Annotated in this window: 11 protein-coding genes; 8 read left to right on the forward strand and 3 right to left on the reverse strand. The window is 66.4% G+C overall.

The features are described from left to right. The first annotated feature begins 338 nt into the window (after positions 1 to 338). The 8 genes from ahpC to HH212_RS14695 all read left to right on the forward strand — a co-directional run bounded on the left by ahpC (position 339) and on the right by HH212_RS14695 (position 12,736). On the forward strand, positions 339 to 902 hold the full coding sequence (gene ahpC, locus HH212_RS14660; protein ID WP_170203148.1) for an alkyl hydroperoxide reductase subunit C: 564 nt from the start codon (positions 339 to 341) through the stop codon (positions 900 to 902). Between the two features lie 262 nt (positions 903 to 1,164). Next, positions 1,165 to 2,742 carry an alkyl hydroperoxide reductase subunit F gene (ahpF, locus tag HH212_RS14665; RefSeq protein WP_170203149.1) on the forward strand — a complete coding sequence of 526 codons (1,578 nt, stop codon included), beginning with the start codon at positions 1,165 to 1,167 and terminating at the stop codon, positions 2,740 to 2,742. A 616-nt stretch (positions 2,743 to 3,358) separates the two neighbouring features. Beyond that, positions 3,359 to 5,038 carry a RecQ family ATP-dependent DNA helicase gene (locus tag HH212_RS14670; protein ID WP_229217288.1) on the forward strand — a complete coding sequence of 560 codons (1,680 nt, stop codon included), beginning with the start codon at positions 3,359 to 3,361 and terminating at the stop codon, positions 5,036 to 5,038. Positions 5,039 to 5,130: 92 nt separating this feature from the next. Next, positions 5,131 to 6,393: a ligase-associated DNA damage response exonuclease gene (locus HH212_RS14675; RefSeq protein WP_170203151.1), complete on the forward strand. Its 1,263-nt coding sequence runs from the start codon at positions 5,131 to 5,133 to the stop codon at positions 6,391 to 6,393. Then, positions 6,386 to 8,077 (forward strand): ATP-dependent DNA ligase, encoded by a 1,692-nt coding sequence (locus tag HH212_RS14680; RefSeq protein ID WP_170203152.1) that lies wholly within the window; start codon positions 6,386 to 6,388, stop codon positions 8,075 to 8,077. The genes HH212_RS14675 and HH212_RS14680 overlap by 8 nt, the downstream gene beginning before the upstream one ends. Then, on the forward strand, positions 8,074 to 10,713 hold the full coding sequence (locus HH212_RS14685; RefSeq protein WP_170203153.1) for a ligase-associated DNA damage response DEXH box helicase: 2,640 nt from the start codon (positions 8,074 to 8,076) through the stop codon (positions 10,711 to 10,713). The genes HH212_RS14680 and HH212_RS14685 overlap by 4 nt, the downstream gene beginning before the upstream one ends. After that, complete coding sequence (gene pdeM, locus HH212_RS14690; protein ID WP_170203154.1) at positions 10,710 to 11,450, forward strand: ligase-associated DNA damage response endonuclease PdeM; 741 nt, start codon at positions 10,710 to 10,712, stop codon at positions 11,448 to 11,450. Before HH212_RS14685 ends, pdeM begins: the two co-directional genes overlap by 4 nt. Before the next feature lie 119 nt (positions 11,451 to 11,569). Beyond that, a complete protein-coding gene (locus HH212_RS14695) occupies positions 11,570 to 12,736 on the forward strand; it encodes a glycine zipper 2TM domain-containing protein (protein WP_170203155.1) in 1,167 nt (388 codons plus the stop codon). Between the two features lie 208 nt (positions 12,737 to 12,944). On the opposite strand, the gene HH212_RS14700 is transcribed toward HH212_RS14695, so the two are convergent. From HH212_RS14700 to HH212_RS14710, 3 genes are all read right to left on the reverse strand, one after another. Further along, positions 12,945 to 13,739 carry a Crp/Fnr family transcriptional regulator gene (locus HH212_RS14700; RefSeq protein WP_170205453.1) on the reverse strand — a complete coding sequence of 265 codons (795 nt, stop codon included), beginning with the start codon at positions 13,737 to 13,739 and terminating at the stop codon, positions 12,945 to 12,947. 437 nt (positions 13,740 to 14,176) lie between these two features. Next, positions 14,177 to 14,821, reverse strand: coding sequence for a response regulator (locus HH212_RS14705; RefSeq protein WP_170203156.1), 645 nt, complete (start codon positions 14,819 to 14,821; stop codon positions 14,177 to 14,179). Positions 14,822 to 14,948: 127 nt separating this feature from the next. After that, the gene (locus HH212_RS14710) at positions 14,949 to 15,413 is read right to left on the reverse strand and encodes a universal stress protein (protein ID WP_170203157.1); all 465 of its coding nucleotides are present in this window, start codon (positions 15,411 to 15,413) and stop codon (positions 14,949 to 14,951) included. Between the last annotated feature and the right edge of the window lie 63 nt (positions 15,414 to 15,476).

Consider the following 15,476-nt stretch of genomic DNA (forward strand, 5'->3'; position numbering starts at 1 on the left):
TCCCCGCTCAGGCGCACTACTGTCCAAGATAGTATTGCTGGCCTAAAAACCGTCGTCCCCGCGCAGGCGGGGACCCATGCGGAGTATCCAAGGCCGATATCTTTGAACATTCGGGTTAGCTCTTCAAGTACCGAATCCTGTTGCTCGGTATGGGTCCCCGCCTTCGCGGGGACGACGCAGTCGTTGCGCTTGCCATATACCCGATAGTACCCGTCCATTGCCATTCGATAGCTAAAATCAATCAAAGAAATCCAATCAATTAATTTCAAATTCAATCGTACGCGATGTATAGTGTGTACCTGACGTTTTTGTTCACCCCTTTTTAACCAGGAGATTTCATGTCCCTCATCAACAGCACGATCAAGCCGTTCAAGGCAACCGCATTCCACAACGGCAAGTTCGTTGACCTGACCGAAGGCGACTTCAAAGGCACCTGGTCGATCCTGATGTTCTACCCGGCCGACTTCACCTTCGTCTGCCCGACCGAACTGGAAGACCTGGCCGCTTTCCAGCCGGAATTCGAAAAGATGGGCGTGAAAGTCTACGGCGTGTCGACCGACAGCCACTTCGCGCACAAGGCATGGCACGACACCTCGGAAGCCATCAAGAAAGTGAACTACCCGCTGATCGGCGACCCGACCGGCACCCTGTCGCGCAACTTCGAAGTCATGATCGAAGAAGAAGGCATGGCCCTGCGCGGTACCTTCGTGCTGAATCCGGAAGGCGAGATCAAGGTCATGGAAGTGCATGACAACGGCATCGGCCGCGATGCATCGGAACTGATGCGCAAGGTCAAGGCAGCCCAGTACGTCGCGGCACATCCGGGCGAAGTCTGCCCGGCCAAGTGGAGCGAAGGCGCCGAGACCCTGAAGCCGTCGCTGGACCTGGTCGGCAAGATCTAAGCAGTCGCTTCGAGCAGTACGGTGCGGGCCGCACGGCCCGCCGGCAGTAACCTGCAGCACTCTGTAGCACCCCGGCGCCGGCCATCCGCGATGCGGACCCCGGCCGGCGCCGAACCCCTCGATCGCGCGCATGATCCCGTCCCGAACCGGGCGATCAAACTAGTCGATTTTGCCGCGCCAGAAGATTCACTAATTTGATTGATGCACATTCGATGCGTCGAGGCCCCGCTTCGCCCGCACTTGACACATAAAGGAGTCGACGATGTTAGACAACGACATGAAAACCCAGCTGGGCGCCTACCTGCAACGCGTACAGCAATCCTTCGAAATGGTCGCTTCGCTGGACGACAGCGAGACCGCCAAGCAGATGCGCGACCTGCTGGAAACCATCCAGAGCCTGCGTGGCGACAAGATCACCGTGCGCTACGACGGCAACGATGCGCGCAAGCCGTCGTTCTCGCTCAAGCGCGTCGGCAGCGACACGGCGCTGCGCTTCGCCGGCCTGCCGCTCGGCCATGAATTCACCTCGCTGGTGCTGGCGCTGCTGTGGACCGGCGGCCACCCGCCCAAGGTCGAGCAGGAAACCATCGACAACATCAAGGCGCTGGACGGCGACTACACCTTCGACGTCTACATGTCGCTGACCTGCCATAACTGCCCGGACGTGGTGCAGGCGCTGTCGCTGATGGCGATCCTGAATCCGCGCGTGAAAACCACCGTGATCGAGGGCGGCGCCTTCCAGCAGGAAGTCGAGTCGCGCAAGGTGATGGCGGTGCCGATGGTGTTCTTGAACGGCGAGATGTTCGGTTCCGGCCGCATGATGCTGGAAGAGATCGTCGCCAAGCTGGACACCGGCTCGGCGGCGCGCGACGCGGCCAAGCTGCAGGCCAAGGACCCGTACGACGTGCTGATCGTCGGCGGCGGCCCGTCGGGTTCGGCGGCTGCCGTGTATGCGGCGCGCAAGGGCATCCGCACCGGCATCGCCACCGAGCGCATGGGTGGCCAGGTGAACGACACCATGTCGATCGAGAACTACATCTCGGTGCTGGAGACCGACGGCCCGAAATTCTCGGCGGCGCTGGAAGGACAGGTGCGTCACTACGGCGTCGACGTCATGACCCAGCAGACCGCGGCCCAGATCATCCCGCCGGCGACCCCGGGCGAGCTGGTCGAGGTGCGCTTCACCAACGGCGGTTCGCTGAAGTCGGCCACCGTGATCCTGTCGACCGGCGCGCGCTGGAGGAACGTCAACGTGCCGGGCGAGCAGGAGTACAAGAACGCCGGGGTCGCCTATTGCCCGCACTGCGACGGCCCACTGTACAAAGGCAAGCGCGTGGCGGTGATCGGCGGCGGCAACTCGGGCGTGGAAGCGGCGATCGACCTGGCCGGCATCGTCGAGCACGTGACCCTGCTGGAGTTCTCCAGCCAGCTGAAGGCGGACGCGGTATTGGTGCACAAGCTGGAAAGCCTGCCGAACGTGACCATCCACACCAATGCCCAGACCACCGAAATCACCGGCGACGGCAGCAAGGTGAACGGCATCGCCTTCAAGGACCGCCTCAGCGGCGAAGACAGGCACGTGACCCTGGCCGGCGTGTTCGTCCAGATCGGCCTGGTGCCGAACACCGAGTTCCTGAAGGGTTCGGTCGAGCTGTCGCGCTTCGGCGAGATCATCGTCGATGCCCATGGCCGCACCAACATCCCGGGCGTGTTCGCGGCCGGCGATGCGACCACGACGCCGTTCAAGCAGATCGTGATCGCGGCGGGCGAGGGCGCCAAGGCGTCGCTGGCGGCTTTCGACTACCTGATCCGCATGCCGGTGGCGGTGGAAGCGGCGTAACGAAGTCGTTCGGGCAGGGCGCCGGCCATGCAGGCCGGTCCCGGCTGGCCTGCATGGACCGACAAGAAAAAAGCAGCGCTTCCGCAAGGAGCGCTGCTTTTTTGTTTTCAGGATGCCCGCGCTGTGCGTGCCCTGCATTCGCGAAGGAATTGCCTGCCTATCGTATGGCAGGAGAACGTCCGTTGCGCGAAAAACGCTCGCCGGCTATGCCGAGCGCCGCGCGATCGCTGCGGCAGGAGCGGATCAGTGGAAGAATAACGGGCCGGAAGCGTTCAGCGCCCCGCTGGCGCACACCAGCCAGGTGGTAGCGCTGATCAGGCCAACATGCAATGCGGTCCAGGCGGTCGGGAAGATGCGGGTCATGATGGCGCTCCGTGCGGTATGAATGGTTTGTCGGTGATGACGGTGCCATCTTAAGTTGTGTGCTGTAGAGAAACTATCGGCTTCGATTCCGTCGCTTTGTAGGAGCGCACCTTGTCGCCCTGTCTGAACAAGTGAGAGGCGATCTCGTCGCGATCCTACGGAGCCGATGCATGGCGTCCTATACCGTGCTCGAGTTGTCACGCTTACAGTTGTCGGCATGACCACATACAACTCCCAACTCCTGCATAACGGCATGCTCGCAGTGCGCCGCAATACCATCCGCCGCCTGCTGAAATCCGTCTTCGGCCTCGCCCAATTGCGCGACGGCCAGCAACGCGTGATCGACAGTGTCCTGGACGGCAACGACACTCTTGCCATCATGCCGACCGGCAGCGGCAAGTCGCTGTGCTACCAGATTCCCGCCCGCATCCTGGACGGCATGACGATCGTGGTTTCCCCGCTGATCTCGCTGATGAAGGACCAGCTCGAACGGCTCGAGGAAATCGGCATCCGCGCGGTGCAGGTCAACAGCAGCCTGAATGCGGAAGGGGAGCGCAACGCCCTGGCGGCGATCGCGGAACACCGCTGCGAGATCGTGTTCTGCACGCCGGAACGCCTGACCACGCCGGAATTCGTCGACCTGCTCAAGGGCGTCAAGGTGGCGCTGGCGGTGATCGACGAGGCGCACTGCATCTCGCAATGGGGCCACGATTTCCGCCCGGCCTACCTGGAGATGGCGGGCGCGCTGGAAGCGCTGGGACGCCCGCCGGTGCTGGCGCTGACCGCCACCGCTACCGAGGACGTGATGGACGACATCGGCCGCCAGCTCAACCGGCCGCGCATGAAGGTGGTCAATACCGGCGTGTACCGTTCTAACCTGCACTACGGCGTGGTGCAGGTCACCAATGCCAGGGAAAAGATGCAGGAAGCGCTGCGCCTGGTGCAGGCGGCGCAGGGCGTCGGCATCGTCTACGCCGCCACGGTCAAGATGGCAGAAGAGATGTACCACCTGCTGCAGGAGGCAGGCGAGTCGGTCACCATCTACCACGGCAAGCTGTCGGCTAGCGAGCGCAAGGCCAACCAGGACCTGTTCATGGACGACGAGCGCCGTGTGATGGTGGCGACCAATGCCTTCGGCATGGGCATCGACAAGCCGGACACGCGCTTCGTGGTGCATCTGCAGATTCCGGCCAACCTGGAAGCGTATTACCAGGAATCCGGCCGCGCGGGACGGGACGGCAAGGATGCCGCCTGCACGCTGCTGTTCCTGCAGGACGACAAGCGCCTGCAGCAGTTCTTCCTGGTGAAGCACTACCCGAGCGCTGACGAGATCCGCAGCGTCTATGAGGCCGTGCGCACGCTGGCGCAGCAGGAGAGCGCGACCCGCGAGCGGGTCGAGGACGTGGCCGAGGACCTGGCCGGGCCGCACCTGAAGGTGTGCCTGAAGCTGCTCAAGGATGCGAAACTGCTGCGCCAGAACCGCAAACTGGCCTACCTGGCCACCGCTACCGAGCCGTCCTCGAAGCTGTTCTCGGCCATGGCCGAGATCTACCGCCAGAAGCAGGAGCGCGACAAGGAGGCGCTGGAAGAAATGGTGTCGTACGCGGTCAGCGGATTCTGCCGCTGGAAGCTCCTGATCGATTACTTCGGCGACCACGTCGACGGTTTCGAGAAGTGCTGTCGCTGCGACAACTGCCTGAATCCGCCGGCCGCCGCGCTGGCGGACGATATCGTCATCCGCGACGACGAGTTCGACCATGCCCCCGAGAGCGCGCCGGATCCGGCCTCGGTGTTCGAGCCGGGCAGCCGCGCCAGGGTGGCGAAATATGGCGAGGGCGTGGTGCTGTCGATGGCCGGCGACCAGGTCTGCATCGAATTCCCGGACGGGGAACACCGCTCCTTCATGAAGGACTACGTCGAGCACGCGGCCTAGGCGCGCCTGGCGGAACGCGGTCCCGGCGTGCTGCTTGGTATGATCGGGCCGAATCGACACGACATCGGCGATCGAGGCCGGGAAAGGACCGCATGACGGAGATGGTGGTAGTGCGCAGGGAGGGACTGTATTGCGTCCCCGGGGATTTCTATATCGACCCATGGCGGCCGGTGGAACGGGCCGTCATCACCCATGCCCACGGCGACCATGCGCGCTGGGGGCACGCCCACTACCTGTCGTCGGCGCCGAGCGTCAACATACTTAAATCGCGCCTGGGCAAGGACATCAATATCGAAGGCCTGGAATACGGCGAGCGCATCGTGCGCAACGGCGTGACCATCTCGCTGCATCCGGCCGGGCATGTGCTCGGCTCGGCCCAGATCCGCATGGAGCACCGGGGCGAGATCTGGGTGGCTTCCGGCGACTACAAGGTCGGGCCGGACAGCACCTGCGCGCCGTTCGAGCCGGTGCGCTGCCATACCTTCATCACCGAATCGACCTTCGGCCTGCCGATCTACCGTTGGGACCCGCAGCAGCAGGTATTCGACGACATCAACGCCTGGTGGCGCGCCAACGCCGCCGAGGGACGCGCCAGCATCCTGTACGGCTACTCGTTCGGCAAGGCGCAGCGCCTGCTGTCGGGGCTGGACCCGTCGATCGGCCCGATCGTCTGCCACGGTGCGGTGGAGCCGCTGAACCGCGTGTACCGCGAAGGCGGGGTGGCGCTGCCGCACACGCAGCTGGTGAGCGAAACCGACAAGGCCGATTTCAGGCATGCGATCGTGCTGGCGCCGCCGTCGGCATCCGGCTCGACCTGGACGCGCCGCTTCGGCGACTACAGCGACGCCTTCGCCAGCGGCTGGATGCTGCTGCGAGGCGCCCGGCGGCGGCGCGGCGTCGACCGCGGCTTCGTGCTGTCCGACCACGCCGACTGGCCGGGCCTGTTGTCGGCGATCCGCGCCACCGAGGCGCAGCAGGTGATCGTCACCCACGGCTCGATTCCGGTGCTGGTGCGCTGGCTGTGCCAGATCGGGCTGGACGCCAAGGGCTTCGATACCGAGTACGGTGAAGAGGACGACGATGCGCCGGACGACGCGCCGGCGCCGGCGGACGGCGGCGCCCACGCGCAGGCCGATGCCGGCACGGATGCGCAGGCCGATGCCGGCACGGATGCGCAGGCTGCCGCGCAGTCCGATGGCGCCGACCCCACCGACTCCACCACCGCCGGCAAGCCGGCGCGGCGCCGGGCGCGCACCAGGGCGCAGCCGGCCATGAGCGACGAGGAAGAAGACGAGGATACCGGCGAGGGCGCCGTGCCGGCCGCCGCCGCCGGCGGGGAGCCGTCCGATGCGTGAATTCGCCTGCCTGTACGCCGAACTCGACGAGACCACCGCCACCAACCGCAAGCTGGAGGCGCTGCGCAATTATTTCGCCAGCGCCGCGCCCGAGAACGCCGCCTGGGCCGTGTACTTCCTGGCCGGCGGCAAGCCGCGCCAGGCGGTGCCCAGCAAGCTGATGCGCCAGTACTCGATCGAGTATGCCGGCCTGGACGACTGGCTGTTCGACGAATGCTATTCGTCGGTCGGCGACATGGCCGAGACCATCGCCCACATCCTGCCGCCGCCCACGCGCGAGAGCGACATCGGCCTGGCGGTGTGGATGGAGGAGCGCATCGGCCCGCTACGCGGCGCCGATCCCGGCACCATCCGCGCCGCCCTGTTCCAGTACTGGGACGAGCTGACCTGGCGCGAGCGCTTCCTGTTCGCCAAGCTGATCGGCGGGGGTTTCCGCGTCGGCGTCTCCAAGCTGCTGGTGACGCGCGCGCTGGCGGCAATCGCGGCGGTGGATGCCAAGCTGATCGCCCAGCGCCTGATGGGCTGGACCGACGGCCGCGTGCGCCCGACCGGCGCCGGCTTCCTGCAGCTGATCGCGCCGCAGTCGGACGACGAGCACCGCCTGCGCGGCGGCCAGCCGTACCCGTTCTTCCTGGCGCACCAGCTGCAGGGCGAACCGGCGAATCTCGGCGACATGGGCGGCTGGCAGGTCGAGTGGAAGTACGACGGCATCCGCGCCCAGCTGGTGCGGCGCGGCGGCCAGAGCTACCTGTGGTCGCGCGGCGAAGACCTGATCAGCGAGCGCTTTCCGGAACTGACCGCGCTCCAGCTGCCGGAAGGGACGGTGATCGACGGCGAGGTGCTGATCTGGCAGGGCGGTAGCGGCACCGATGCCGGCGCGGTCGATGCGCCGGCGCCGTTCGCCGACCTGCAGAAGCGCATCGGCAGGAAGACCCTGTCGGCCAAGCTGCTGGCCGAACTGCCGGCGGTGCTAGTGGCCTACGACCTGCTGGAGCTGGACGGCGTCGACACCCGCGCGCTGCCGCAGCATGAGCGCCGCGCGCTGCTGGAGACGCTGGTCACCGGCGTGGCCAGGCCACAGTTGCGCATTTCGCCGCTGGTGACGGCGGATACCTGGGAAGACCTGGGCAAGCTGCGCGGCGAATCGCGCGCGCGCGGCGTGGAAGGGATGATGCTCAAGGCGCGCGACGCCCAGTACGGCGTGGGGCGCACCAAGGACGTCGGCACCTGGTGGAAGTGGAAGATCGATCCGTATGCGATCGATGCGGTGCTGATCTATGCCCAGGCCGGCAGCGGCCGGCGCGCCTCGCTGTACACCGACTACACCTTCGCCGTGTGGGACGGCGACGGGGACGAGCGCAAGCTGGTGCCCTTCGCCAAGGCCTATTCCGGCCTGACCGACGCCGAGATCGCCCAGGTCGACAACGCCATCCGCAAGACCACCGTCGAGAAATTCGGGCCGGTGCGCTCGGTGAAGCCGACCATGGTGTTCGAGATCGGCTTCGAGGGCATCGCCCTGTCGACCCGGCACAAGGCCGGCATCGCGGTGCGCTTCCCGCGCATCCTGCGCCGGCGCGACGACAAGACGGTGGACCAGGCCGATACGCTGGACACCTTGAAGGGATTGCTGGAAGCGCCGGTGGAGGGCATCCAGGAAGGCTTGCCGGAGGTGTCGGCAGCATGACGCGTTCGCAGGCAGAGCAGGCGGTCGACGCCTGGTTCGCGGCGCGCGGCTGGAAGGTGTTCCCGTTCCAGCGCGCGGTATGGAAGGCGGCGCTGGCCGGGCACTCCGGGCTGCTGCACGCCAATACCGGCGCCGGCAAGACCTACGCGGTGTGGTTCGCGGCGCTGCTGCGCGGGGCGATGAATGCCAAGGCTGCCGGCAAGGGCGCGGACAAACGCATCGACGCCGGCACCGGCAAGCGTGCCGCCAAAGCCGCTGCCACCGGCGGTGCGGCCGCGGATACGGCAAGGCTGGCGGCCGGGAATGGCGGCGCCGCCGCCCGTCCCAAGCGCCGCGCCGCCGGCGTGCGCGTGTTGTGGATCACGCCGATGCGCGCGCTGGCCGCCGATACCCAGCGCTCGCTGGAAGCCGCCGCGCACGACCTCGGCGCCGCCAGTCCGGACGTGATCGGCGCCTGGAGCGTGGGCGCGCGCACCGGCGACACGACGTCGGCCGAGCGCGCGCGCCAGGCGCGCGGCCTGCCCGGCGCCCTGATCACCACGCCGGAAAGCCTGTCGCTGCTGCTGTCGCACGCGGGCGCGCGCGAGCAGTTCAAGCAGCTGGACATGGTGATCGTCGACGAGTGGCACGAACTGATGGGCAGCAAGCGCGGGGTGCAGCTGCAGCTGGCGCTGGCGCGCCTGCGGCGCTGGAACCCGGCGCTGGTGGTGTGGGGCCTGTCGGCCACCATGGGCAACCTCGACGACGCGCGCCGCGTGCTGCTGGGCGCTGCGGATGGCGCGGGCGCGGCGCCGGGCGTGCTGGTGGAGGGCGACCTCAAGAAGGAAATCGTGGTCGACACCCTGGTGCCGGCCAACGTGGCGCGCTTTCCCTGGGCCGGCCAGCTCGGCCTGCAGATGCTGCAGCCGGTGATCGACGAGATCGAACGGCACGAGGCCACGCTGCTGTTCACCAACACCCGCGCGCAGTGCGAAATCTGGTACCAGAACCTGATCGAGGCGCGTCCCGACTGGGCCGGCGTGGTGGCGCTGCACCACGGTTCGCTCGACCGCTCGGTGCGCGACTGGGTCGAGAGCGGCCTGAAACGCGGCGAACTGAAGGCGGTGGTGTGCACCGCCAGCCTCGATCTGGGCGTGGACTTCCTGCCGGTCGAGCGCGTGCTGCAGATCGGCAGCGCCAAGGGCATCGCGCGCCTGCTGCAGCGCGCCGGGCGCAGCGGCCATGCGCCGGGGCGGGTCTCGCGCGTGACGCTGGTGCCGACCCACAGCCTGGAACTGCTGGAAGCGGCGGCCGTGAAGCGCGCCGTGGCCAGCCGCCGCATCGAGGCGCGGCAAGTGCCGAACAAGCCGTTCGACGTGCTGGTGCAGCACATGGTGACGGTGGCGCTGGGCGGCGGGTTCGACGCCAAGGAACTGTACGAGGAAGTCAAGACCGCCTGGTCCTACCGTCACCTGACCGCCGAGGAATGGCAATGGGCGCTTGACTTCATCGCGCGCGGCGGCCAGAGCCTGACCATCTACCCGGAATACCGGCGCGTGCTGCCGGACGAGGAGGGTGTCTACCGCGTGCCGGACGCCGCCATCGGCCGGCGCCACCGGATGAGCATCGGCACCATCGTCTCGGATGCGCAGATGCGCGTCGAGTACCAGAGCGGCGGGCGCATCGGCACGGTCGAGGAATCCTTCATCGGGCGGATGAAGCCGGGCGACCACTTCTTGTTCAGCGGCCGCATCCTGGAACTGGTGCGGGTCCACGAGATGACGGCCTTCGTCAAGCGCAGCAGTAGCACCAAGGGCGCGATCAGCCGCTGGGGCGGCACCAAGGCGCCGCTGACCGAGGAACTGGCGCAGGCGGCGCGCGAAGAATTGAAGCTGGCCGCGGCCGGCCGCCTGGAAGGACCGGAAATGCGCGCGCTGCAGCCGCTGCTGGAAGTCCAGCAGACCTGGTCGGCCCTGCCCAGCAGCGACACCCTGGTGGTGGAATCGATGAAGAGCCGCGAAGGCTGGCACCTGTTCGCCTATCCGATCGCGGGACGCTCGGTGCATACCGGACTGGCCTCGCTAGTGGCGCTGCGCGTCAGCCGCCTGCAGCCGATCACCTTCTCGATCGCGGTCAACGACTATGGGTTCGAGCTGCTGTCGCCGGATCCGGTCGACTGGGCCGCCGTGTTCGCCGGCGAGACCGGCGCCGACGCCGGCGTGCTCGCCACCGAGCGCCTGCTGGAAGACGTGCTCGCCAGCCTGAACGCGACCCAGTTGTCGCAGCAGCGCTTCCGCGAGGTGGCGCGCATCGCCGGCCTGGTGTTCCAGGGCTATCCGGGCCAGCACAAGTCGACGCGCCAGGTGCAGGCATCGTCCTCGCTGTTCTTCGAGGTATTCCGCAAGCACGACAGCGCCAACCTGCTGCTGACCCAGGCCGAGCGCGAGGTGCTGGAGCAGGAACTGGAACTGGGCCGCCTGCGCCACACGCTGGTGGAACTGCACGGGCGCCGCATCGCCTACCGCGACGTCAAGCGCGCCACGCCGTTCGCCTTTCCATTGATGGTGGCGCGCTTCCGCGAAAAGATCTCGTCCGAAAAGCTGTCGGACCGGGTGGCGCGCATGGTGCGCGAGCTGGAAAAGGCGGCCGAGGCATGAGCGCGCAGCATGCGAAGCCGGTAGGCGGCGGGCACGATGCGGCTGCCGCTACGGTCGCCGGTCCGGAAACCGCGGCTGCCGCACCGGCGGGCGCGCTAGCGATCGAACTGGCCGGCGAGCGGGTGCTGCTGCTGCCGCAGAAGGCGCTGTACTGGCCGCGCCTGGGCATCCTGGCGATCGCCGACATCCACTTCGGCAAGGCGGCCGCGTTCCGCTCCTTCGGTATTCCGGTGCCGCGCGGCACCACCACCGAAAACCTGGAGGCGCTGGACGCGCTGGTCGCGGCCACCGGCGCGACGCACGTGCTGTTCCTGGGCGACTTCCTGCATGCGCGCGCATCGCATGCGGCCGCCACCCAGGCGGCGATGCTGGCCTGGCGCCTGCGTCATCCGGCCCTGACGCTGACCCTGGTGCGCGGCAACCACGACCAGCATGCGGGCGATCCTGCCGCCGCGCTCGGCATCCACCTGGTCGACGAGCCGCATACGCTGGGGCCGTTCTCGTTCTGCCACCATCCGGATATCGCCGCACCCGGCTATGCGCTGGCCGGCCACGTGCATCCGGCCTACCGGCTGGCGACCCGCTCCGACACGCTGCGCCTGCCGTGTTTCGTGGTCGGGCCGCAGCGCATGATCCTGCCATCCTTCGGCGCCTTTACCGGCGGGTATACGGTACGCGCGGCGCGCGGCGAGCGCATCTTCGTCACCTCCGGCGACGCCGTGCACAGCGTACGCTAGCGCACCGAGCCGTATTGTCGAGCAGCGTAAGCTGATCACATTGACAACGCGTGGAGCGTGCCGGCAACCCCCATCCGGTGCAGGTGCGGCGACGCTTCCCATTCAGGACGGAGGACGACATGGCAACAACCCGACAAACCCTCGCCGCGGCCATGGTCGCTGCGCTGCCGCTGCTGACGGCGGCCGTCCCGGCGCCGGCGCAGGCGCAAAACCACCCGCGCGTGGCCGCCATCGGCCCGCGCATCGAGGATTTCAACGTCGATTCCGTGCGCCGCCTCGATCCGGGCACCGAACTGAACTTCGACCTGCACGGCTCGCCCGGCGGCGACGTCACGCTGCGCATCGACGGCGCCACGCGCAACCTGCACATGACCGAAACCCGTCCCGGCACCTACCAGGGCACGTACACGATCGGCACGCACGACCGTATCCGCCCTGGGAGCTCGGTAACGGCCAACCTGCGCGCCGGCGGCCGGGTCGCCACCCAGGTGCTGGGCGAGGCGCTGGTGCGCGGACCGGGACGCGACCGTGACGACCGCAGCGGCCAGCTGGCCACCGTGCCGCGCGTCGACCGCTTCGACGTGCGCGGCAGCGACGACCTCGGCCCCGGCAACGAACTGCGTTTCTCGGTGTTCGGCACGCCCGGCGCCAAGGTCGATATCCAGATCGCCGGCACGCGCGGCATCGTGACGCTGCCGGAGGTGCGGCCGGGCGAATACAGCGGGCTGTACACGATTCGCCGCGACGACCGCATCGCCCCGGATGCGGCGGTCACCGCGACCATCCGCAACAATGGCCGCTATGCGACCGCGTCGCTCGGCCGCCCGCTGCTGACCGGCGGCCCGGTGCCGCGACCGGTGCGCGATGTACCGCCGCCGCCGCGCGATGCAGGGCAGGGGCCGCGCGATGGACGCGACAACGGGCGCGACGATGGACGCGTGGCGCGCTACTGCACCAATTGCGCGACCGTGGAGGCGGTCAACATGGTGCATGCGAACGGCGAGGCGTCGGCGCTCGGCACGCTGGGCGGCGCCGCGGTCGGCGGCCTACTCGGCAACCAGGTCGGCAGCGGCAATGGCCGCACGGCGGCCACGGTGGCGGGTGCGGTCGGCGGCGCCCTGGCGGGGCGCAGCATCGAGCGCAATGCGCGCAGCGGCGACCGCTTCGAGGTCGTGGTGCGCTACGAGAATGGGGCAACCCAGACCGTCCCGTTCGACAACGATCCGGGATTCCGTGCCGGCGACCGGGTCAAGGTCGACAACGGCGTGCTGGTGCGCGACCAGTAAGGAAGCACCGCGCGCATTTTCGGCAGGGAAGGAAGTACTCGGTACGGTCAGCACAGGCGAGGAAACATCCTCGGAGACGGACTAGCGGCCGGGCCGCTGAAGGCCCGGCCGGTCGATGCGGCTGTAATGCGGCGGCTGTAATGCATCGGCTGTAATTCGCCGGCAGTGATGCGCCGGCTGCGATGTGCCGGCCGTGATGCGCTGGACATCATGCAGTCGCCAGGACCTGGCCGTCGCCGGACGAGTCGGAGTCCGACTTGCCCTTGGCGTTCTGCTTGGCGCGCGAGCGCGAGGGCGGCAGGCGGCGCAGCGTCTTGAGCGCTTCCGGGTCCTTGATGCCGATGGTACGCTGGTCGACCGTGATCAGGCCGATCTCGTTGAAGGCGGACAGGGTGCGGCTGACGGTCTCCAGCGTCAAGCCGAGGTAGCTGCCGATTTCATGGCGCGTCATGCGCAGGTTGAACAGCTTGCTCGAATAGCCCATCGCCGCGAAGCGCTCGGCCAGCGAGATCAGGAAGCGGGCCACGCGTGCTTCGGCCGACAGGGCGCCGAGCATGCCGATCATCGCCTGTTCGCGCACCAGTTCGCGGCTCATCACGCCGTACATCAGGTTCTCGAGCTCGGCATGCACGCGGCCCAGCGCGGTCAGTTTCTTGAACGGCACCAGGATCAGATCGCAGTCCGACAGGGCCACCGCTTCCGATGCGTAATGGCGGGTATGGATGCCGTCGACGCCGAGCATGTCGCCCTTCATCGGGAAGCTCAGCACCTGTTCGTTGCCGAACTCGTCGATCAGCACCGTTTTCAGGAAGCCGGAGTTGACGATGTACAAGGTGTCGAACGCCTGGCCGATGGTATGGACGCGCTGGCCGGTCTTGAACTGCACGTGCTGGAACAGCAGTTCCTCGGTATTCATCGATACGGCTGCCGGGATATGCAGCAGGTCGCAGACTTCCTTGAGGTTGGACCACAGACGGCCCTGGCGCTGGCGACCGGCTTCCATCTGTGACGAGTGCAGCGTCGATTGAGGGGCGTTGCGTTGTTCTGGCGTTGGCTGGGACTGCATACTCATCTCCAGGTAAAGGAAATCAAGGTTTCAGGCGGGCCAGTCCGACTTACTTGGCGCAAGGTTTTAGGCGCCAGGCAGATTCACTCAAAACGGATATAGACCGCAAGCAAGACGAAACGCTGAAATCAGTATGCCAACACGAGTTCGTCATTCATATCAGCAACGGCTGAATGTGTAGGTAGGACAGAACGTCAGGTTGTAGGAGTTTTCCTACCAAAAGTCACTGCGACAGAGGGGAAATCCTAGCTGGAGCGGGCAGGAGGGCGCTGTGGGCCCTGCTGTGAGAAAAGCGACGCCACCCGGGGAGACCGGCACCAACGTGGCGTGGAGGTGTCAAAACAGAATTCTACCCAAAGATGCTTCCGTTTGTCCTACGCTTTCATCGGAGAAAGCAGACGGTGCGCGACCGCATATTGCACCATTTCCGACAAGGACGTCATGCCCATTTTCTGCATGATGCGGGTCTTGTGGGTGCTGACGGTCTTCACCGACAGGTGCAGGTTGTTGGCGATCTCGGTGATCGACTTGCCGCCGACCAGCAGGGAAAAGACTTCGAATTCGCGGTCCGACAACTGCTTGTGCAGCAATTGTTCGTTGGGCGCCATGATGTTCAGCGCCAGCTGCTCGGCGACCTCGGTGCTGATGTAGGGCCGTCCGGAGGCGACCTTGCGGATGGCGCCCACCAGCTGGGTGCCGGCGCTTTCCTTGGTCAGGTAGCCCTGGGCACCGGCGCGGATGGCCCGCACTGCATATTGTTCTTCCTCGTGCATCGTCAGGATCAGGATCGCCAGCTTGGGCGCTTCGCTGCGCACCTGCCGGATCAGGTCGACCCCGCTGCGTCCGGGCATCGACAAATCCAGCAGCAGCAGGTCGAAACCGCCTTGCCGCACCAGCGACAGCACTTCGAAGCCATTGATGGCTTCGCCGACGATTTCGATGTCGACGGCGCCGTCGAGGATGCGCTTGAGGCCTTCGCGCATGATGGTGTGGTCGTCGGCGATGACAATGCGAATCATAAGGTTCCTCGGATATGCATGGGCAGCGAAGCTTTCATCGTAACACCGTTGTAACTGGGTGAATCGTCTCTTTTTTACAAACAGTAGGTTGTTGAGCAGTGATGCCTGACAATGCAGGTACGGCAAATCACGAACCGGGTTCGCGGATGAGGCGATGCACCAGAACCGGCTTGGACGTCTGCGACAGCACCTTGTTGGTAACGCTGCCCAGCAGCAGCTGGCCCCAGCCGCTGCGCCCATGCGAACCCATGAAGATCAGGTCGCAGTCCTGCTGCTCGGCGACGTCGACGATCTTGAGCGCGGCGGCGTCGGAGAATGCCGTGAGACAGGTATGCTTGAGGCCGCATTCCTGCGCCGAGCGCAGCACGGATCCCATGGTTTCCTGCCCCATGCGCTGCATCTGTTCGATGTACTCCACCTCGCTGGGATAGGCAGGCGGAACGATTTCGACGTACACCGGATACTGGTATTCGGGCGCGACGAACAGCACCAGCACTTCGGCCCCCATCTGTTGCGCAAACTTGACGCCGGCGCAAGCCGTGTGCTGCGACACGGCGGAGCCGTCCGTGGTGATCAGAATCTTGCGGTACATGGCCAGTCCCTCCTCGTCTCGTCACCTTTCCATTGTAGTTCGGGTTTTTCGCCTGGAGGTGTT

Origin of the sequence: Massilia forsythiae (assembly GCF_012849555.1) — a bacterium.
GTDB classification, from domain to species: domain Bacteria; phylum Pseudomonadota; class Gammaproteobacteria; order Burkholderiales; family Burkholderiaceae_D; genus Telluria; species Telluria forsythiae.

Bases quoted from the DNA above. Each gene is read 5' to 3' on its own strand.
- ahpC (WP_170203148.1), top strand. From the start codon at position 339: ATGTCCCTCATCAACAGCACGATCAAGCCGTTCAAGGCAACCGCATTC.
- ahpF (WP_170203149.1), top strand. From the start codon at position 1,165: ATGTTAGACAACGACATGAAAACCCAGCTGGGCGCCTACCTGCAACGC.
- HH212_RS14670 (WP_229217288.1), top strand. From the start codon at position 3,359: ATGCTCGCAGTGCGCCGCAATACCATCCGCCGCCTGCTGAAATCCGTC.
- HH212_RS14675 (WP_170203151.1), top strand. From the start codon at position 5,131: ATGACGGAGATGGTGGTAGTGCGCAGGGAGGGACTGTATTGCGTCCCC.
- HH212_RS14680 (WP_170203152.1), top strand. From the start codon at position 6,386: ATGCGTGAATTCGCCTGCCTGTACGCCGAACTCGACGAGACCACCGCC.
- HH212_RS14685 (WP_170203153.1), top strand. From the start codon at position 8,074: ATGACGCGTTCGCAGGCAGAGCAGGCGGTCGACGCCTGGTTCGCGGCG.
- pdeM (WP_170203154.1), top strand. From the start codon at position 10,710: ATGAGCGCGCAGCATGCGAAGCCGGTAGGCGGCGGGCACGATGCGGCT.
- HH212_RS14695 (WP_170203155.1), top strand. From the start codon at position 11,570: ATGGCAACAACCCGACAAACCCTCGCCGCGGCCATGGTCGCTGCGCTG.
- HH212_RS14700 (WP_170205453.1), bottom strand. From the start codon at position 13,739: ATGGAAGCCGGTCGCCAGCGCCAGGGCCGTCTGTGGTCCAACCTCAAG.
- HH212_RS14705 (WP_170203156.1), bottom strand. From the start codon at position 14,821: ATGATTCGCATTGTCATCGCCGACGACCACACCATCATGCGCGAAGGC.
- HH212_RS14710 (WP_170203157.1), bottom strand. From the start codon at position 15,413: ATGTACCGCAAGATTCTGATCACCACGGACGGCTCCGCCGTGTCGCAG.